The organism is Sporomusa acidovorans (genome assembly GCF_900101845.1).
GTDB classification, from domain to species: domain Bacteria; phylum Bacillota; class Negativicutes; order Sporomusales; family Sporomusaceae; genus Sporomusa; species Sporomusa acidovorans.
Window position 1 is genome coordinate 1 of sequence record NZ_FNAM01000036.1, and the last position, 19302, is coordinate 19302.

Here is a 19302-nt window from a genome sequence, read left to right on the forward strand (position 1 = left end):
TGAACCCGCTGGTGTCTGGAGAAACCACATATCTTGAATGGGAAGATGATGAGGAATTAATCAGGCAGCTTTATGGACTGAGTCGCTAAATATTATCCCGATATTATCATGAAAGAAGGGCTTTATATGAGGGTTTGATGCCGATAATCGGGATGCACGATTTTGCGGGATAAGTTCTGTGGGAGGTCGGCTGACCCAATAAGGGTCAGCCGACCTCCCGATTAGCGGCCTTCATCGATACAAATGCTATGATCATAGGATTGATATTATAGGAACTATTAAATAAGTTTGATGTAAAAAAGATAGAAAGAGGCAAAGGAAAAATAATTAATTTATGTTGAAACATTTTGCGCTGTTTGGTGTATTAAACTATATACGGGAAATAATTGATTTTCTGAAAGGCAGCGATTGCCAATGCAAGTTTTGGAAGGAAAGATTATAAAGCAATGTAAGCAAAATAATCGTGAAGGATATAATGCGCTCTTTCAGAAATACGAGGGCTATATTTATACGATTTGCTATCATTATACACATTCGAAGGAGGATGCTCTTGATTTGCTTCAGGAGGTATTTATTGGAATCTACAAGGGGATGGCCAATTTTGAAGAAGGAAAGCCGCTTTTACCGTGGATTAAGAGGATTACGGTGAATACTTGTCTTAATTATTTGCGAGGGAAAAAAATTACTACAGTTTCTTTAGAACAGTCAGTCAATTGCGAGAACACTATGATGGAAACTGCGCTGGCCGATTCGGTTAATATCGAAAATACAGTCATGCTAGCTCAGACAAGAGAGGTATTGGAAGAGGCAATTGCCGCACTGCCGCCAAATATGAAAATGGCTGTTATATTGCGTCATATAAACGGAATGAGCTATGAAGAAATCAGCAAGGCTATGTCAGTTCCCATCGGTACAATAAAAACCTACTTATATCGCGGCAGAAGTATTCTTAGTGAAAAATTGCAGAAATATGGTGTATGGGAGGTGTAAGTAAGGATGAACTGTATTAGTGCAAGTCAACTGCAGGCGTATTTAGAGGGAACGTTACATCTTCTGGAAAAAAAAGTTATTGAAGAACACCTAAAAACCTGCAATGGTTGCAAAAGAGAACTTTTGGAGTTAAAACTTTTGCTATATGAGTTAGATGAAATAAAAAAAGCTAACCCCCCAATACCGGCGGAAATTGCAAAAGTTAGAGAAAAAGTACTTTTTGAGCTGTTTGCGGGCGATCAGGACACAATGAACCTGACTGAAATACTAAACTTGCAGAAAAAAAATTTTGCCAATGCCAGTACTTTTATAAAATTTATCCCCGGGGTAAAAAAAGGTCAAAGCTATCTAAAACAAGGGTTAAATAAAGCACCATCAGCCGTACTTGCTCTATCTTGCAGTGCGTTAAAAGGCGGTTTAAGAAAGCTGCAAACGAGGTTTTCTATATGATGATTGGGGCGATAAGTCTTATTATGCTGTTGGCTATGCTGCTTATTGCTCCAATAAAATACTGTATTATCGGACAAAGGCAGGAAAGGTCTTATGGCGAAATCAAAGTAAGCTGGCTTTGGGTTGTAGAGGTATGTTACAGCTATGACAGCCAAGCGGGTTTTAACAACTATATAAAGCTGCTATGTAAGAAGATTAGTTTTCTCAGACGCAAAAATAAAGCTGCTGCGGCCCCAAAAAAAAACTTTGATTTTAAATATTTATTGGATAAGGCATTTCTAAAAAAAGCCATCAAGTTTTTCAAAGATCTGGTAGACCACATAAAACCGCAAACTTTTGTGCTTACTGGTAAAATAGGGCTGGATAATCCGTTTAATACGGCTATGGCTATAGGTATGCTATCCCAGATAAATATGCCTGGTGTGACTATCGAACCAATCTTTGATGAGGAGATACTCGAAGGAAAACTGGAAATTAGAGGGGAAGTGGTAAGCGGTATAGTTCTTATCATGTTTATTAAATTCCTGATAACTCAACCTGTCAGAAATATAGTAATAAAGTTAATTAAAAACAAGGGGGAAAAGAGTTATGTCCACTAATTCTGAAAATTTTGTTAAGGAAAACCTCAATGCTATCTTCGCAAACTTTGAAAAGTTTATTTCAACTAAGACAGTTGTCGGCGAGCCTGTCAAAATCGGTGATACTACCTTGGTGCCGCTGATTGATGTGTGTTTCGGCGCCGGTACAGGCGGCGGGGATGGTACTGATGAAAAAGGCTGTAAAGGAATTGGCGGCGGTGGCGGTGGCGGCGCAAAAATATCTCCGGCTGCTGTATTGGTGATTAGAGGCGACAAAGTAGACATGCTGCCGGTTAAAAAAGGTGGCAGCTTTGAAAAATTGATTGATATGGTTCCTGAGATAGTCACGAAGTTTAACTGTGGTAACAATGCGGAAAGGAAAAACGATAGTATGGAAGAATAGCTTTTCTGCTTTATTTTTATAAATGAAAGGAAAGGTCGCACTTTTTGAGTACTGATGTACCAAGGGGTGCGATCTTCTTCAATCTTGGTCAATCGAAAGGACGGTTACAGGGAGAATCAAAGGGATGGTTATTGTGAGTTATTCCCGATTGCATCATTGAAACCGTCCCTTCGAGTCTTCAGGTATGTTGGCTATTGCTATATCGGTAGAGTTAAGCGGTTGTCGAGTAAAAAGATAGGTCTATTGTAGACAAATACGGTTATTGGTAGTAGAATAAGCATATAATAAGCATATATTACTGCTATAAGAGGTGTTTTGCATGATGAATATAAAGCCATCTGCTGCAATACGGAAAAATTATAATGAGATATCTGAGCTGTGCAAGCGTTCAGGAGAACCAGTTTACTTGACTAAAAACGGCGAGGGAGATCTCGTGGTCATGAATATTGAAGCGTTTGCGAGAAGAGAGAGCATGTTACGGCTAAGAGAAGACTTGATTGCCGCAGAGGAAGGTAGGTTGAAGGGAAAATCTGGTTATTCTATCGACAATGTAGCTGCTTTGATGAAAGCGGCTGTCCAGGAGGTCCTGGATGGACAACGAAAGTAATCAATATACAGTTATCGTTTCCGAAGGTGCGGCGCAAATGCTAGTGGCGCATGCCCGCTTTTTGGCACAGGTCAGCGAGAAGGCAGCTTTGCGACTTATTGAAGATTTTCAGGCGCAGGTAAAGACGTTGGAGCAGTTCCCGGAACGGAACCCCATGCTTATCGATCAGTCGATTCCGGCAGGAAAATATCGAAAACTTCTGTTGGAAAAAAGATATCTCATAATCTATCAGATTAAAGAGACTACCGTATACCTAGATGCAGTGGTAGATACCCGTCAGGATTATGGTTGGTTATTATAGTTGTAAGAATTGTAATCGTATTTCGAATTTAGTGTAAAATAGAAAAAATGGCAGGTATTTAACTACTTTTGGAGAAACATAAAATTTAAAATAATATAAATAGCGTGAATTTACGGTTTGGAAACTCTTTTTATTGCAGAATAAAATGACTGGTAGGAGGTCGGTATTCCGCTGGTTCTTATAGGAGTGTTGATAGAGGGAAGGGATTATCGGTGAATGTAATGTGTTCAGGTCCCAAGGAATGCAGCTTGTCTGTAGAGAGATGGGAAGAAATAATACAATGTAGACAAAAATATCTTCAAAATCCTGCTGCAACTCTGCGTAATTCTTCCTATATTAAACCGGAAGTAGCTGAATCTTGGATCAGGTGTCGTAATATGAAGGTAAACCCAACTTCTGCGACGATCACACTGCTTAAAAGTCCACAGGAACTTGAAAAAATTTTAACTGAAAGTCATTCGCTAATAGAAATTACTAAGCCTCTCATTAATACCTTCAAGGATATTGTAATTACTTCTGGGTATGTTCTGCAACTTTACGATAAGAGTGGGGTAACTTTATTGCAAGAAGGTGAATGGTCAATATTCCCTTCTGTTGTAAATCCTGATACCAGAAAATACGTAGTCTGGTCAGAAGAGACCATAGGCACTTCAGCTCATAGTTTAAGTATGCGTTATAAACATCCCATACAGCTGTGGGGACCGGAACATTATCATGAAGCTTTTCAAAATAGTATAGCTTCTGCTGCGCCCATCTTGGATCAAAAAGGAGAAGTTCTTGCATCCTTGGTTTTGATCCAACCATTGATGGAAATACTCCCCAAAAATAAGTGTGACCATTTACATAATTTATTTTCGCATACTCTTGGTTTGATAACTGCGATCGCTGTAGCTGTTGAGACTCAGGTCAAGCTAAAAAAAAGTTATGATAACCTTGAAATGGTTAATAAGCATCTGGAAGTAGTAAATAATCAGCTAACAGTCGCTAATAGCACGTTGGAAGGCACATTGGCCTCTGTTGACGAAGGTATAATTACTATTGATAGAACAGGTAAAATTCTTAATATTAATAATGAAGGCAAACGGATATTAAAACTAAGATTGGATGAACGGAAAAATATAAATATCTGTAACTTTCTGGGAAATAAATCACAACTAATGACTTTGGTCGAAAGTGGAAATAATGTAGTAAATATCGAGGAAACAATATGTACTGATAGGGGTGAAGAGACATATTTGGTAAATATATGGCCGGTATTAAACCAAAAATCTTCCACCATAGAAGGTGCCGTTCTAAGACTTAATTATGCTGAAAAAGTCAATGCACTAGTAACTAGTCGATTTGGGGCGACGGCCAGTTATAGCTTTAAAAATATTGTTGGTGCAAGTAATGTAATAAAAAAAACAATAGAACTTGGACGACGTTTTGCCGAGTCACCAGAAAATGTTTTAATAATTGGTGAAAGCGGTACAGGTAAAGAGCTTTTTGCTCAATCTATCCATAATGCCCGTTGTCCAGAAGGACCGTTTATGGCTGTAAATTGCGCAGCTATACCAAGAGAACTCATTGAAAGTGAATTGTTTGGGTATGAACGTGGTAGTTTTACTGGCGCTGAGCGTGGCGGTAGACCAGGAAAAATCGAATTAGCTAATGGAGGCACACTTTTCCTTGATGAGATTGGAGATATGCCATTTGAGCTTCAAGCTGTTCTTTTAAGGACTTTGGAAGACAGACAAGTCATGCGAGTAGGAGGTCAACGCTATAAAAAAGTCAATTTTAAGCTTATTGCCGCGACCCACAAAGACTTATACAAAAGAGTGCAGGAAAATTTGTTTCGCGAAGACCTTTATTTTCGCCTGTCAGTCTTAACAATAAATCTTCCGCCTTTACGCGAACGAGTTGAAGATATCGGTATTTTGAGCCAGTTTTTTATTGAGCGATATTGTAAAAAAATTGGACGTAGAGCCCCGAAGATAAGCCCTGTTGTACAAAAAATATTCACTGAATATCCTTGGCCCGGCAATATACGTCAATTGCAAAATACCTTAATTTATGCGGTTAGCACTACTCCTGGGGAAGTAATCACAATTGATAACTTACCTGCCAATATCATACAGGCAAGTAATCCTTTAAAATTTATTCAAAAAACAGATGCCCATGAAATGGAAGCTAAAGTAATGCAAATGAAAGATTACGAAAAATCAGCAATGGAATATGCCCTTCTACACGCAAATAGTAATATTGCTCAAGCGTCAGAACTATTAGGAATTAGCAAATCTAAATTTTATAAAAAAATTAAAGAATATCATATAAAAATAAAATAATTCATTTGTTTAGCTGCTCATAAAATGGTTAGTCTGTAGCTGCCTGATTGTCGTGTAAAACTCGAAGTCAACAAGGAACCAAACAGTCTCTTTCTTTTAGAAGGGGGCTGTTTTTTTATTTTATTGGCTTCAGTTAGTCGAGTGCATAAATTTTGCATTCTACAATAAACTAGCGCTATGTGTGTGGAAACGGAAGGCATACTTTATATGGCTTTTGTCTTTATCATGCAAGTCTTTATAATGGAAAAAAATCTAAAAAGTACATATTCTTTGTAAAAAATACAAACCGAAAGATCAGTTTAGCATCTATACCACTAAACTATTATTTCTTATTTGGCTAATTGTTACACAAAAATTGGTAGCAAACTTACTATTGAAATGTATTGCTTTACTACCAATTTATAGTTAGTTTGTCAGATAGTGAACCTATTCAGGCTGAATTCGCGGGTTTCAACTTTGGGTTTCGTTAAGAAATAAAACGACTAAAAGTGGGATAGAAAATGGACGGTATGATTTGCTTATTTTAAACATTTATTACATTAATAATTTTGTTGGCATGGTATTTGCACATATAGTATGTTTGTACAGGATAACACACTACTGAAAGGAGAGGTGGAACATGCTATATGTAACATAAGCAATTTATCGTATATTGGTATATGGCTATACACTAATTTATCAAGGAGGGGAAAATATGGCTGTTGTCAATACTGATGTTTATAAAGAAGAATATCAATGGCAAGAAGGTGAGTATACAGTAACCCGTAATACACAATGGTCTGCTCCTGGTTGCCATAATGGATGCGGAGTTCTTTTCTATACAAAAAACGGTAAAGTTGAAAAGATTGAGGGAGATCCTAATAACCCATATAATAATGGTCGGTTGTGTATGCGTTGCTTAAATTTGAAAGAAGCGCTTTATCATAAGGACCGTCTGAAATGGCCACTCAAACGAAAAGGCGCCCGTGGTGAAAATAAATGGGAGCGTATTTCGTGGGATGAGGCATTTGATTATGTTGCCGAAAATGTATGTAAAATTCAAAAAGAATATGGGCCAGAAGCAATAATAGGAATGGAGGGTACTGGACGCAATGTTATCTGGGAAGTACCTTATTTGACTTATGGCGCATTTGGGAGTCCCAATTTTACGTTAGGCTTTTTAAGTGGTGATTCTTGCTATTTGCCTCGTACGGCAGCAAACTATGTTCAAAATGGTGGCTTCAATATTGTCGACTGCTCTCAGACACACCCGCTTCGTTATCAAAATCCCGAATGGAAGGTTCCAGGATGTATCGTCGTTTGGGGAAATAATCCGATCATAAGTAATGGAGATAATTTCCTTGGTCACTGGATTGTTGACTGCATGAGGCTGGGTACTAAACTTATTGTAGTTGATCCTAGTTTAACTTGGCTTGCCTCTAGAGCGGATGTATGGCTGCGGGTTAGACCGGGAACAGATGCAGCGCTTGCCATGGCAATGATCAATATAATTATTCAAGAAAAACTGTATGATAAAGAATTTGTGGAAAAATGGACATTTGGCTTTGAAGAGTTGGCTGAAAGGGTTAAAGATTGGACATCGGAAAAAGTAGCGGAAATTACCTGGATTCCCCAAGACTTAATCGTACAGGCAGCTCGTTTGTATGCTACTACTAAACCTGCAGCTATTCAGTGGGGACTGGCTGTCGACCAAGCTGTTACAGGAATTTCTTGTGCACATGCAATTTCCGACTTGCGTGCCCTAACCGGTAATATTGATGTGCCTGGCGGCGACATTATGGTTCATAATGCCTATCATTTGGATAGACATTATAATTGCGGTATTGAGCATCTTGCACCAGGAATGGAAGAAAAGCGTCTTGGTTTTGATAGATCGCCTATGCATCAGAATCATATGGATGCTTCCGCACACGGCGATTCCGTGTTGGAAGCAATGGAATCCGGAAAACCTTATCCTGTCAAAATGCTCTGGCTGCAGAGTACAAATCCCATTTCGTGCATGGCATCTGAAGCGCCAAGAGTTTATGATGCTATGAAAAAGATGGATTTCAACGTTGTGGTGGATGTTTTTATGACTCCAACAGCAGTTGCCGCGGCTGATTTGGTTTTACCTTGTTCAATGAGTTGCGAACGCAATGGGGTACGTTCGTGGTGGACTCCTATCCGAGCTATTTCTAAGATTACTCAGTACGAAGAGTGCAAGACAGACATTGAAATAATTCTTGGAGTAGGTAAACGTCTCAATCCCAAAGCCTTCCCTTGGGAAACTGAAGAAGATATGATCAATTGGTATATGCAAACTGATGGTAAATGCGATTTTAGTTTTGCTGACCTAAAAAATAAGGTTTATGACTTTGATCCTTACTGTTATACATATAAAAAATACGAAAAGGGTCTTCTAAGAGAAGATGGTCAGCCAGGGTTTGAAACAACTACAGGAAAATTTGAATTTAAAATATCGCTATTTGAAATGTGGGATCTGGATGCTCTACCTTGGTATAAAGAACCTCCTGAAAGTCCGGTATCAACCCCTGAAGCATTTAAAGAGTACCCCTTGGTTCTTACTACCGGACACCGTTCCTGGGAGTTTTTCCATTCAGAACACCGCCAGCTTCCGACAATGCGTGAATTTCACCCTAATCCTTTAGTAGATATTCATCCTGAAACTGCGGCTCAGTTAGGAGTTAAAGAAGGCGACTGGGTCTGGATTGAAAATATGCGTGGCCGGTGTAAACAAATTGTAAAGTACAATGAGACACTCCATCCAAAAGTAGTTCGTGCCGAACACGCTTGGTGGTTCCCGGAAAAAGACCCCGCCGAACCAAGCTTATTTGGAGTATTTGATTCCAATATTAACAACCTTACTCAACAGTGCATCAATGGTCCGACAGGTTATGGGTCTCCATACAAAAATACTATTTGTAAAATTTATAAAGTCACTAAAGATAACGAACAGGTATTGCCGACAAAAATTATAACAGAACAGGGAGGTTTTGGATATGTCCGGAACGTGCAAAAATGATGCAAAAACTCGCAAGGGATTATTAATTGACTACGAGTTTTGTACTGGCTGCCATAGTTGTGAAGTTGCGTGTAAACAAGAACTGAACCTTCCCCATGGTCAGTTTGGGATCAAGCTTTGTCAAGACGGCCCACGAAAAATAAACGCAAATAAATGGGAATACAATTACATTCCTGTACCGACCTCACTTTGCAATTTATGCGAAGAACGGGTGGCCGCCGGTAAACTGCCCACCTGTGTTCATCATTGTCAGGCTGGTGTCATGTCATATGGAACAATAGAAGAACTGTCTGAACAAATGGCTAATAAAAGTAAGATGGTTATGTTTACCCCTGTTTAAAAAAATCGTTTTTTGATAATAAAAGCAGGCCTTGCTCATTCAAGGAGGGGGCCTGCTTAATTAAAAATTTTAATAAGTATTATCGAGATTATGTATTTTAATTACAAAATGTTTTTAATTTTAATGAAGGAGAATTGATCATATGTGTTTTAGACCATCAGGTGTTGTTAGACCAGTAAGATGCCCCAAATGCGGTACATTTAATTCGCCAAACAATAAATCGTGTAAAAAATGTGGATATAAACCAGAAGAAACCCAAAAAGATTCTGCGGATAATTCCGCAAAGACATCGATATAATGGGTTTTACTACTTAATAAACAGTAGTATTATTCATATGAATCAAAACCTGCGGGAATTGGTCACACAAGTTTAATCTGAGTCAACTTAGTTGGCGGCCTCCGGTGAAGAACTGACGTCCAGTGCACATCAATCGGCTGCTGCTGTTATGGTTTGCAATATTGTGATTGCGGCAAATACCATCTGAATTTGCTCCAAAACCCTTCATGCCTTAGATCTTACCCTTTGCGTAATACATGAACTGATGGACCTGCTGGAAAGCTGTGATGATTCTGATGGCTTTGTTGGTGGGGCTATTGAAGAAAACCTTGGTTTTATAAAAGAAGCAATAACCGGGTTTACAGCCAACAATCGCGTTGGTTGTAACCCGGTTTGCTATTTGGGATGGCCGCCAGATGTTTTGCTCCTAAGGCCAACGACAAACTACAGCCAAGTATATCTGTTTACAGTGTAACACAAAAAGAAGCAATCCCCTATGAGGTAGTCCGGGATTTTGATGCCATAGATGATGGAGACCCGACAGTACCGCCGCAGTTTAGTATTCATGGTTGCCTTCATACTAATTTGAAAAAACTATACTTGAACTTCGCTGGAAGAAATGTTAGAATCAAGTTTACTGATTCATGAATCGTTATATGTATAAGGAAGGGTTACACATGGCAACAATTAAAGAGGTCGCTGAGCTTGCGAAAGTGTCGGTAGGAACGGTATCCAATGTCCTGAATGGTAAAACTGAAAATATAGAGCTAACTGAGCGGGTGGAAAAGGCAATAAAGGCGTTGGGATACCGGCCTGACGCAAAAGCGCGCAGTTTAAAAAATACCAAGACCAATATTGTCGGGGTAATCATCCCCAATTTGGAACATCCGAGATTGGTATCGATGCTGCAGGCAATTGAGAAGAGTTTGCGAAACAAAGGATACAGTATCATTCTCAAACTCAGTGAAAGTAATCCGATTCTGGAACAACAAAGTATCGAATTTTTTCTGGAACAAAAAATAGATGGCATTATCGTTAGCTCCTGCATGGAAGAAAAGCACGACTACGAAAAACTGCTGGCGGAAAACATGCCGATCGTATTTCTGGACAACGAAATTGTCTCGGAACAAGAATTCGACTTGGTGACAATCGACTACCGTGATGCCTTTGCCAAAAGCCTGGCGAGGCTGAAAGAACTGGGTTACAGGCAGGCCGGTCTGATACTGGAAAGAGAACTGGAGACCAAAGATGGCTTGGTGCAATTATTTCAAGAACATCTGTTGGGCACAGATAACGTCAAAATTGTCGATTTTCATCAGGAAGGCGGATTCAAAGCCGCATACGAGCTGCTTTTCCATAATAGTGATTTGCGGGCATTTGTGACCAGCAACTATTTGCTGGCGAAAGGAGCGAGAAAAGCAGCGAAAATACTGGATAAAAAGGATGTAGCCATTGTTGCGTTCAAAGAGGAAAACTGGATAGAGGACGAAACTAGTTTTGTTGGTACAATTGCAGTATCCGGCAGTAAGATCGGGGAAGCTGTTGTCGAAAAGTTAATCGATGCGATGGAGCGGCCGGCCCTGCATGAAGCGATCACGACGAAACTGGAAGCCCGGTATGTTGAAACACAGCCTCTGGTTTTGGAGCGGGACGGCGTGATTCCTTCAGGCCGGACGGAAACGATTACCATGTGCATGTTTGATTCTCCCGCTGCCCATGCGCTAAAGATGTTGACTAAAATATATGAAAAGAGGGCCGGAATAAAAGTACAATTCCGGTTTATGGAATATTTTGATTTGGAAAACGAGCTTTATACGATGCTGCAACAGCAGAACCAGGCAATAGACGGGTTTATGATGGATTTAACCTGGGTTGAGGATTTTGTTGAGACAAACAGTGTGGCGAGAATCGACAATCTTATTTCGCCGCAAATACAATATTTCGATGATTTGATCCATGGATTGACTAATGAATATGGTGTATATAACAACCGGTTGTATGGACTGCCGTTCATGCCGGGAGCGCAGATTTTATTCTATAAGAACGATTTGTTTGAAGATCATACCTTAAAGAGGCAGTTCAAGCGGCAGTACAACATGGAATTACTGCCGCCGACAACCTGGGCTGAATTTAATCTAATCGCTGAATTCTTTACGCAGGAGTATAATGAAAAGTCACCAGTCAAATACGGAGTATCCCTGGCAAAGGGAAAATCCATTTATAGTGTGATTGACTTCCTGAACCGGCTGTGGGCTTATGACAGCAATGTATTCGAAAATGGCAAAGTTGTCATAAATAATGAGAAATCCCTGGCAGCGCTGAAAAGCTATACCAAGAGCTTTAAGTATGCCTGCCCGGCCAAAATCAACAATTCCTGGGATGATGTGGTGGCTGACTTCAAAACGGGTGAAGTGGCGATGGCAGTTTTGTATGATTCTCATGCCGTTGCGTTGAATGATTATTCGGCTTCCGGCATCGCCGGTAATGTCGGCTATAGCTTAATACCCGGCAAGGCCCCTGTCTTGGGCGGCTGGAGTCTGGCTCTCAATAAACACAGCGAGAAAAAGCAAAAAGCGCTGGAGTACATTCTGTGGGCGTGCGGCAGCAATAGCGCCATTCCCTACTCGCTTCTCGGCGGGACGACGGCTCGCGAGCCCTTCTATCACAGAGGAGAGCTTGACAGTCTGTACCCGTGGAAGGCGCTGGTGCTGGAAAGTTATCAGGTCAGCAAAAAAAGGTATGTACCGCTGGGTTTGAACATCAAGCATAAGAACAAACGGATCTACGATGAAATCATAGGCGGAGAGCTGTATCAATTATTGTCAGGCAAGCAAGACGAGGAAACCACCCTGACACAAATGGAAACAAGGCTGATCGCTTTAATTACTAAATAGCAAACTCCGGGCAGATGCCGCATTGTCACCACAATGGAGGCATCTTTTTTTGTGTGGTTAGCAGATTTATATGTTCCGCGGTAAAGAATTTGCAGACTCAGGTAGGTGGTGCATGGACAACGCTCCAGCGCTAGCGCTTGACTTCCGCTTTTGCCAACACACCACCTACCTGCAAAACTTTAATGCGTTGTATATAGGATATTGACAGAAAATTTTTTCCTAAAACTCTTGAAATATTGGGAAAATTAGTTTATTATATAGATAATGAAACGATTCATGAAACATTATTTTAAGACCTTGGAATTATTTATGCTCTCGCAGGATAAAAAGTGAGAGGAGGATAGTCCGGTTAAGTCGTTGACTTGTAAAATGTAATGACGAAAGGAGCAGGTGTGTAAAATGATCGATTTGGAGCTCAATATTGACCCGGTACTGCCTAAAAGGAAAGATTTTCACATCGGTTGTATCGGTGCCGGTTTTATCATGCGGGATTGCCATTTGGTATCCTACCGGCAGGCAGGCTTTCAACCGCATGCCATTACGTCGCTGGATCTTGCCGAAAGCAAAATGGTTGCGGAAAAGTTCGGCATACCCAAGGTGTATAATTCCTGGCAGCAGTTAATTGCCGACCAAGACGTAGAGGTGCTGGATATTGCCATACCGCCGGACAAACAGTTGGCAGTCATCAAAGAAGTGGTGAAGCACCGGCATATAAAAGGCGTGCTTTGTCAGAAACCGCTGGCCATGAATAGTAGAGAAGCCGTTGAAATCGTCAGATTGTGTGACAATGCCGGAATAAAAATCGGCGTAAACTCCAATATGCGCTATGACCAATCTATGCGGGCGTTAAAAACCATTCTGAGCCGGAATTACCTTGGCGAAGTTGTTCTTGCTACCATTGAAATGCGGGCTATACCGCACTGGCAGGACTTTTTGAAAAAATATGACCGGATTGAAATTTTAAACATGGGGATCCATCATGTTGACATCTTCCGCTATCTGTTCGGTGATCCCGAAAAAATCACGGCAGTTACCAGAAAAGATCCGCGGACCCAATTTACTCACATTGACGGGATCAGCCAGTATACCTTCCGTTATCAGAATGATCTGATGGCGACAAGCCTGGACGATGTTTGGGCTTGGCCCGGTGAAGGAGCCGAAAAGGATATCTATATTAAGTGGCGGGTGGAAGGAACCGAGGGAATGGCCCAAGGCAGCATCGGCTGGCCTTCCTATCCGGAAAGAACGCCAAGCACACTGGAGTTTACGACAAAACAGGCGCCCAATCAATGGTTTCGGCCCAAATGGAATTCCGTCTGGTTTCCGGATGCCTTTAAGGGCACGATGGCCCAGCTATTATGCGCCATCGAAGAAGACCGCGAGCCGGAAATCAGCGGGCGAGATAATTTAAAGACTATGGCGGCGATCGACGCCTGTTATTTATCCATTCAGGAAGGCCGGACTGTCCGGTTTTCCGAGACATTCAAGGAGGTAGAGTAAAATGATAGCGGTTGGTATTTTTAATGGGTACTTCCCTTATACTCTGGAGGAATCAATCAAAAAGATCAAAAGCCTGGGTTTTAACTGCGTTCAATTGGACCTTTCTTTTAAGGGGATGGATTTGAGCTCTGATGCGCTCAATAAGGAAAAATGCCATGTCATTCGTGATGCCTTCCGTGACGCCAATTTGCCGATTGTAGCGATTTCAGGCTATACCAACATCATTCATCCCAATCCGGCTAAAAGACAGCAAAATCTCAACTATTTAAAAACACTGTTAAAGTTTGCCAGAGACCTGGGGACGCCGTATGTAATCAGTGAGACCGGCACATATAACCAGGAAAGCGACTGGGTGTATGACCCCAAGAACGGCACGGAGGAGGCATTTGCGGAAGTAAGCGCCACCATTAAAGAACTGGCGCAATACGCTTATGACAACGGTGCGGAGTTTCTGGTCGAAAACTATGTCAATAACGTGATCGGCTCGGTTGAGCAGGTGCTCAGGCTGTTTGCCGAAGTTAACCACCCCGGGCTGGGACTGTTAATGGACCCGACCAACTATTTTTCTGATCACAATATTGGCAAAGTCGACGGAGAACTAAACCGCATCTTCAACGCTCTGGGGGATAAGATCAAAATCGCCCATGCCAAGGACTGCAAAAAAGCCGAGGACGTCGGCGAAAAACATGCCAACATTGACGCCTCGGAGTCTCACACTTTCCGCGGCGCGGGCGCAGTTGAACTGCCGGCTCCCGGACTTGGCATACTGAACTATGATTTGTATTTAAAACGCTTGTCCGCGTTGCATTCCAATATCCCCATTATCATTGAACACCTGGATGAATCGGACGTACCACGGGCCAAAGCTTTTCTGGACGCCAAGCTGAAGAAAGTGGGCTGCTGAATTAGCTGATTCGCCTAAGCCGGGTATGTTAATTGCTGTCCGGCGAAATGGAAATGATGTATATTCTTCTCAAAATGATTAACCCAATTAATTTTTAATTGGGAAATATTTTTCCCACATTATGAAACGTTTCATGAAACAAATAAATGAATGTTTTGAAGAATAGTGAAGGAGCGAATAAAATGATTGATTTTGACAATAAGAAGCAAGTGGCAAAGGCAATACAGTACACCAATGTAAATCCCAACCTTACCAAAGAAGGCTTGCTAAAGCACCTGGAAACTTGTGTAAAATATGATTTTGATGCGGCCATGATTGCTCCCTGCTATGTTTCTTTAGCAAAAGAGGTATTAAAAGGGACGGGTATAAAGGTGGCAACCACGTTGAATTTTCCCCAGGCAAACGATACGCTGGAAATGAAATTAGCGGCCCTGAAGGCCTTGGTTAAAGTAGAACCGGATCAATTCGATTTTCCGCCTAATCCGGGTTTGTTAATCGGCGGTAGGGAAAAAGAATATTTTGAGGAAATGAAACAAATTGTTGAAGTTTCGCATGCGGCCGGTATTGTGGTTAAGTCCATGCTAGAATTCGGCTTCCTGAATGAAAAACAAAAAGTAAGAGCGGCTCAACTTGCCTGTGAAGCAGGCATTGACTGGGTAAAGCAATCCAGCGGCTGGGGTGTTGGCGGTTGTGCGGCAACGGTTGAGGATGTAAAAATTTTGAAAGAAAATATTCAACTGCCCTGCAGGGTAAAAGTATCCGGCAAAGTAAATACCCTGGAAAAAATGCAAGCCATGTTTGCAGCCGGCGCAGAACTGGTCGGCACAAGTTCAGGTCCGGCCATTTGCGACGGGTTGGCCGGCGATCCGAACGCTTATTAATCAACAGGCACTGCCTTTGCGGCAGATGCCAAATTGAAGGGGGAAAGCGGTATGAATACGGTTTGCATTATTGGCAGCTACGCCAAAGCGCTGGTTATGACGGTCGACCGGATTCCTCTGGTCGGAGAAACTTTGCTTGGCTATGATTATCGTGAAACCTATGGCGGCAAGGGTTCCGACATGGCGGTGCAGGCAGCGCGCCTAAGGGCGACGGTAAATTACATTGGTGTTGTCGGCGAGGATAATTTCGGCACGGAATTTATCCGGTTGATGAAAGCGGAGGGGGTAACGACTGACGGCATCAGGGTGACAACGGAAAAACCAACCGGTGTTGGTTTCATTGTCAAGGATAAACAGGCACAAAACGTGATTGTTGTGGATAAAGGCGCAAATGAACTTTTCGGCCCGGACGATATCGATAAGCATAGCGCCTTAATGGAAGCGGCCGATATAGTGCTTGCCCAGTTGGAGATCCCTGTTGATACGGCCTTGTATGCTTTAAAAAGAGCAAAAAAAATGGGCAAGACAACGGTTTTAAATCCTGCACCGGCGATTGATTTGAGCAGATATGATTTAAGTTTTGTTGATATGATCACGCCCAACGAAACGGAAGCACGGGTGGCCATCGGGGAACGCCCGGAAGTGGCGATGACACACCGGGAAGTGGCGGAAATACTCTTAAAAACAGGCTGCGGTAAAGTGATTATGACACTTGGCGGCAACGGCGTGGATATTCATAGCAGTGAAGCAAGCAGGCATGTAGATTGCTATAAAATTGACGTTGTTGACAGTAATGGCGCCGGGGATTCGTTCAACGCGGCGTTATGCGTCGGGTTGGCGGCGAGGAAAAATTTAACAGACGCTGTGGCGTACGCCAATGCGGTTGCAGGACTTTGCTGCACCAAATGGGAAACGGTGCCGTCTTATCATACGGCGGCAGAAGTAGAGTCCTTCATAAAAAAACAATCATAATGATACGAAAGGGGTTTTGATTTATGAAACCGAACCAAATTTTACATCCTGAATTGGCAAAAGCACTTGCGACTTGCGGACACACGGATATTATTATGGTAACGGATGCGGGGTTTCCTATTCCGGCAGGCGCCAATCGTATAGACCTTGGGTTTTATGCCGGTCATCCGGATGTCTGTGATATTTTGCAAGTGCTTCGTCAGGAAATTTTCGTTGAAGAAGTGCATTTTGCGGCAGAGGTTAAGACACATTTTCCGTCTTTATATAAAAAAGTGCAGGAAATTTATACAGGGTCGGGCGCGGTTTTTAGAGGAACAACCCATGAAGAACTCTGCGAAAACTACGCAAAGCGGGCCAAGGTCATTATCCGTTCCGGTTCCTTAAGCGCCTGGGGAAATTTTGCGTTAGTTGCAAGCACCGATCCCTTTGCCTGGTTTACCGAGCCAGATGTGAAGATATTACCGGCCTATGTCGAACGCCGCAAGCGAATTGAAAATAATGAGGTGCCGGAAATCTAAATGAATTTCCTTGTCGTATGGTTATTTCCGCATTTCCTGGCTTCGGTCGACGGTGCAAATACCTTTTTTGCGAAAGGATTTTCCGGTACGCAGGGTTTCCTGGACAAACAAATTACCGGCCAAACTGTCGTCGATGGGTTGTCCCATGACGGAAGCCAGGGATAACCGCAAGATACGGACAGCCGCCAGATTGCACTGCGTCAGCAGATAATCCTGATTGACGGTCAGAATGCCATCCTGTACCGACCCCAGGATGGCATTCAACTGCTCGGTCCGTTCCTTAGACGGCATCAACGCGATGGCTTCCACCCGATACACGCCGCCAATTTTCCGCAGGGCATGAAGTAAAGCTGCTTCTCGCTCCTGTTCCAGATAGGGACACTCGAGAAATACATTACCCTGCTCGACTTCCAGCGAAACAATATTGATCTGCCGTTTGGCCAGACACTGGGTAATATCATGAATAAGGCCTACCCGATTCATACAGGGCAGCCGCAAACGCATAGAAAGTCCCTCCCTCGATTCAGGCTGTAACCGCAGATTCCCCTGTGGGGGGAACCTGCGGCCCAACCCGGTTTGGGAGGAAATTAAAAGCGCATGGCAGGTCTTTCAACCTACACATGCGCTTGCCCTATCGCTTGCTTCTATCTGTAATCAGGCGCTTTTGATCAAAAATCCGTTGACCGCCTGTTACCTTATGCAGATATTGCGCGCAGCCGCACAGCTCCGCCCCCGGACATACACTTTTCTAACCGGCTGGCCATGCTTGTATCCCAAGCGGCAACACGGTATAATAATAGTGTCGTCGTGGACAGTTAACTGTTACGTGTAGGTGCCTAACCACCTGCTCGTGCCTGAAAGTGTTACCAGCACTTTCAGGACACGGCGACTTTTAATTTCCACCTATTTCTAATTATAGCTCTTTATACCGGAAATGCAAGTAAAATGAATAAAACGTATGTTTGGATTATTCCACTCTTATTTTTATAGTACGCCAGGTGGTTTTGCTTTGACGGTTACGTTAAAAGAAGCAAAGGGACGTTCGAAACCACTGAAAAAGTCAATAAATAAACAATCCTCCCTCTATTATTATGAGTTGCTTGGACATAGTTGAGGATCTGGTCTCTAGGTAGTTAGACCAGATCCTCAACTTACTGTTTATGGCTTAATAAAGTCCTGTACAATATAGATATTGCCGCTTTTATCATAGGCAACGCCAATGCCCACTTTGGTGTAGGACGAGTTTAAGATATTGGCGCGGTGTCCTGAACTGTTCATAAAAGCAGTTTCTGCTTTTTCAATACTTTGGTTGACGGCAATGTTTTCGCCAGCGGCGCTATAGGATATTCCGGCTTGCTTTAAACGATCAAAAGGAGATTGCCCTTCGGGATTGTAATGGGAGAAATAGTTACGGTTGATCATGTCTTGGGCATAATTTCGCGCTAGTGTGGTTACGCGGGAGTCTGCTTGTAAAGCAGGCAAGCCATTGGCTTTACGATCAGCATTTAATAGGTCCACAGCTTGTTGTTCGAGTGCCGTTACGTTGTTAGAATTGGAATTAGTGGTAGTGGTAGTTGTAGTTGTTGAACCAGTGCCAGTAGGGTCTTGAGAAGGGGTGTTATTATTTCCATTCGTAGGTTTGTTGCCACTCTTAACCGCTTTAACGGAAGCAATAATCCATGAATTATTTTTGCCTCTAGCTTGCAGGGTTACTTTATACGTAGTACCGTTATGAATTACGCTGACAACGGCTGTTGTCGAGTTTTTGCTGGTTAAAGCAAATTTGTCAGAGGCTGCATTGAATCCGAGGCGACTTGCTGCCGCTTTAACAACCTCGACGGGATCTTGGTTTCTGCTGGTATCGGTTTGGTTGCTATTGTAATACCCGTTGTTCACTTGTGCATAGGCCGGTGTTGCCAGGGGAACGGCCATGGCGTACAACCCGAAAATTGTTCCTACTAATCCCCCAACTGCTTTGCTTATAGGCTTCCTCAAATAGCTTCCTCCCTTTCATTATTAACGATTATGCCGTAAAGTTATTATTGTTATGGCATGGGTATATATTATACTGTGAATTTTAAAAATAGATTAAAATTTATCATGAAATAATTAGCATTAATTTTTAAAAATATCAATATTGTGCTAATTTTAATCAATATCATTTATGAAATAATTTGTATTCTATATTATAATAAATATATAGATCCGCCGCTTCAGATCGAGATTCATATACAGATGCTTTAATTACCTAGACTTGGGTTTAGGTTTTTTTGTTGCAAGGATCTGATGCTTTTGTACAAAACAGGCAAATACAAATAACGGGGATATTTCAGCAACGAGG

Annotated in this window: 18 protein-coding genes and 1 pseudogene; 17 read left to right on the forward strand and 2 right to left on the reverse strand. The window is 42.1% G+C overall.

Annotated features, from left to right (window positions below):
• Positions 1–414 precede the first annotated feature (414 nt).
• The 17 genes and pseudogenes from BLR65_RS20435 to rbsD all read left to right on the forward strand — a co-directional run bounded on the left by BLR65_RS20435 (position 415) and on the right by rbsD (position 16961).
• A complete protein-coding gene (locus BLR65_RS20435) occupies positions 415–990 on the forward strand; it encodes an RNA polymerase sigma factor (RefSeq protein WP_093796034.1) in 576 nt (191 codons plus the stop codon).
• 6 nt (positions 991–996) lie between these two features.
• Positions 997–1089, forward strand: a pseudogene (locus BLR65_RS31855) (hypothetical protein); the annotation flags it as partial.
• Between the two features lie 24 nt (positions 1090–1113).
• Positions 1114–1440 carry a hypothetical protein gene (locus tag BLR65_RS20440; RefSeq protein WP_245692949.1) on the forward strand — a complete coding sequence of 109 codons (327 nt, stop codon included), beginning with the start codon at positions 1114–1116 and terminating at the stop codon, positions 1438–1440.
• Positions 1437–2039 carry a hypothetical protein gene (locus BLR65_RS20445; protein ID WP_093796036.1) on the forward strand — a complete coding sequence of 201 codons (603 nt, stop codon included), beginning with the start codon at positions 1437–1439 and terminating at the stop codon, positions 2037–2039. Before BLR65_RS20440 ends, BLR65_RS20445 begins: the two co-directional genes overlap by 4 nt.
• Positions 2029–2421, forward strand: a complete 393-nt coding sequence (locus BLR65_RS20450; protein WP_093796037.1) for a GerW family sporulation protein — start codon at positions 2029–2031, stop codon at positions 2419–2421. Before BLR65_RS20445 ends, BLR65_RS20450 begins: the two co-directional genes overlap by 11 nt.
• A 319-nt stretch (positions 2422–2740) precedes the next feature.
• Complete coding sequence (locus BLR65_RS20455) at positions 2741–3028, forward strand: type II toxin-antitoxin system Phd/YefM family antitoxin (protein WP_093796038.1); 288 nt, start codon at positions 2741–2743, stop codon at positions 3026–3028.
• Entirely contained in the window at positions 3012–3329 is a 318-nt protein-coding gene (locus BLR65_RS20460) for a type II toxin-antitoxin system RelE/ParE family toxin (RefSeq protein WP_093796039.1), read from the forward strand. The genes BLR65_RS20455 and BLR65_RS20460 overlap by 17 nt, the downstream gene beginning before the upstream one ends.
• 221 nt (positions 3330–3550) lie before the next feature.
• Positions 3551–5653, forward strand: coding sequence for a sigma-54 interaction domain-containing protein (locus BLR65_RS20465; protein ID WP_093796080.1), 2103 nt, complete (start codon positions 3551–3553; stop codon positions 5651–5653).
• 694 nt (positions 5654–6347) lie between these two features.
• The gene (locus BLR65_RS20470; protein WP_093796040.1) at positions 6348–8675 is read left to right on the forward strand and encodes a molybdopterin-dependent oxidoreductase; all 2328 of its coding nucleotides are present in this window, start codon (positions 6348–6350) and stop codon (positions 8673–8675) included.
• A complete protein-coding gene (locus tag BLR65_RS20475) occupies positions 8653–9015 on the forward strand; it encodes a 4Fe-4S dicluster domain-containing protein (RefSeq protein WP_093796041.1) in 363 nt (120 codons plus the stop codon). Before BLR65_RS20470 ends, BLR65_RS20475 begins: the two co-directional genes overlap by 23 nt.
• A gap of 542 nt (positions 9016–9557) precedes the next feature.
• Positions 9558–9767, forward strand: a complete 210-nt coding sequence (locus tag BLR65_RS29190; RefSeq protein WP_143122623.1) for a hypothetical protein — start codon at positions 9558–9560, stop codon at positions 9765–9767.
• A 202-nt stretch (positions 9768–9969) separates the two neighbouring features.
• Positions 9970–12186 carry an extracellular solute-binding protein gene (locus tag BLR65_RS20485; RefSeq protein ID WP_169716840.1) on the forward strand — a complete coding sequence of 739 codons (2217 nt, stop codon included), beginning with the start codon at positions 9970–9972 and terminating at the stop codon, positions 12184–12186.
• A 399-nt stretch (positions 12187–12585) separates the two neighbouring features.
• The gene (locus BLR65_RS20490; protein ID WP_093796044.1) at positions 12586–13686 is read left to right on the forward strand and encodes a Gfo/Idh/MocA family protein; all 1101 of its coding nucleotides are present in this window, start codon (positions 12586–12588) and stop codon (positions 13684–13686) included.
• A gap of 1 nt (position 13687) precedes the next feature.
• Positions 13688–14590, forward strand: coding sequence for a sugar phosphate isomerase/epimerase family protein (locus tag BLR65_RS20495; RefSeq protein ID WP_093796045.1), 903 nt, complete (start codon positions 13688–13690; stop codon positions 14588–14590).
• A 182-nt stretch (positions 14591–14772) separates the two neighbouring features.
• Positions 14773–15471, forward strand: a complete 699-nt coding sequence (deoC, locus tag BLR65_RS20500) for a deoxyribose-phosphate aldolase (protein WP_093796046.1) — start codon at positions 14773–14775, stop codon at positions 15469–15471.
• Between the two features lie 51 nt (positions 15472–15522).
• Positions 15523–16443, forward strand: a complete 921-nt coding sequence (locus BLR65_RS20505; protein ID WP_093796047.1) for a ribokinase — start codon at positions 15523–15525, stop codon at positions 16441–16443.
• A gap of 23 nt (positions 16444–16466) precedes the next feature.
• The gene (gene rbsD / locus BLR65_RS20510; RefSeq protein ID WP_093796048.1) at positions 16467–16961 is read left to right on the forward strand and encodes a D-ribose pyranase; all 495 of its coding nucleotides are present in this window, start codon (positions 16467–16469) and stop codon (positions 16959–16961) included.
• Positions 16962–16982: 21 nt separating this feature from the next.
• On the opposite strand, the gene BLR65_RS20515 is transcribed toward rbsD, so the two are convergent.
• Together BLR65_RS20515 and BLR65_RS20520 are read right to left on the reverse strand one after the other, a co-directional pair.
• Entirely contained in the window at positions 16983–17465 is a 483-nt protein-coding gene (locus BLR65_RS20515; protein ID WP_093796049.1) for a PAS domain-containing protein, read from the reverse strand.
• Positions 17466–18119: 654 nt separating this feature from the next.
• Complete coding sequence (locus BLR65_RS20520) at positions 18120–18956, reverse strand: CAP domain-containing protein (RefSeq protein WP_245692950.1); 837 nt, start codon at positions 18954–18956, stop codon at positions 18120–18122.
• Between the last annotated feature and the right edge of the window lie 346 nt (positions 18957–19302).

Coding starts and splice junctions, on each gene's coding strand:
- BLR65_RS20490 (WP_093796044.1), top strand. CDS start 12,586: ATGATCGATTTGGAGCTCAATATTGACCCGGTACTGCCTAAAAGGAAA.
- BLR65_RS20460 (WP_093796039.1), top strand. CDS start 3,012: ATGGACAACGAAAGTAATCAATATACAGTTATCGTTTCCGAAGGTGCG.
- BLR65_RS20450 (WP_093796037.1), top strand. CDS start 2,029: ATGTCCACTAATTCTGAAAATTTTGTTAAGGAAAACCTCAATGCTATC.
- deoC (WP_093796046.1), top strand. CDS start 14,773: ATGATTGATTTTGACAATAAGAAGCAAGTGGCAAAGGCAATACAGTAC.
- BLR65_RS20455 (WP_093796038.1), top strand. CDS start 2,741: ATGATGAATATAAAGCCATCTGCTGCAATACGGAAAAATTATAATGAG.
- BLR65_RS20495 (WP_093796045.1), top strand. CDS start 13,688: ATGATAGCGGTTGGTATTTTTAATGGGTACTTCCCTTATACTCTGGAG.
- rbsD (WP_093796048.1), top strand. CDS start 16,467: ATGAAACCGAACCAAATTTTACATCCTGAATTGGCAAAAGCACTTGCG.
- BLR65_RS29190 (WP_143122623.1), top strand. CDS start 9,558: ATGGACCTGCTGGAAAGCTGTGATGATTCTGATGGCTTTGTTGGTGGG.
- BLR65_RS20465 (WP_093796080.1), top strand. CDS start 3,551: ATGTGTTCAGGTCCCAAGGAATGCAGCTTGTCTGTAGAGAGATGGGAA.
- BLR65_RS20470 (WP_093796040.1), top strand. CDS start 6,348: ATGGCTGTTGTCAATACTGATGTTTATAAAGAAGAATATCAATGGCAA.
- BLR65_RS20445 (WP_093796036.1), top strand. CDS start 1,437: ATGATGATTGGGGCGATAAGTCTTATTATGCTGTTGGCTATGCTGCTT.
- BLR65_RS20475 (WP_093796041.1), top strand. CDS start 8,653: ATGTCCGGAACGTGCAAAAATGATGCAAAAACTCGCAAGGGATTATTA.
- BLR65_RS20505 (WP_093796047.1), top strand. CDS start 15,523: ATGAATACGGTTTGCATTATTGGCAGCTACGCCAAAGCGCTGGTTATG.
- BLR65_RS20515 (WP_093796049.1), bottom strand. CDS start 17,465: ATGCGTTTGCGGCTGCCCTGTATGAATCGGGTAGGCCTTATTCATGAT.
- BLR65_RS20485 (WP_169716840.1), top strand. CDS start 9,970: ATGGCAACAATTAAAGAGGTCGCTGAGCTTGCGAAAGTGTCGGTAGGA.
- BLR65_RS20435 (WP_093796034.1), top strand. CDS start 415: ATGCAAGTTTTGGAAGGAAAGATTATAAAGCAATGTAAGCAAAATAAT.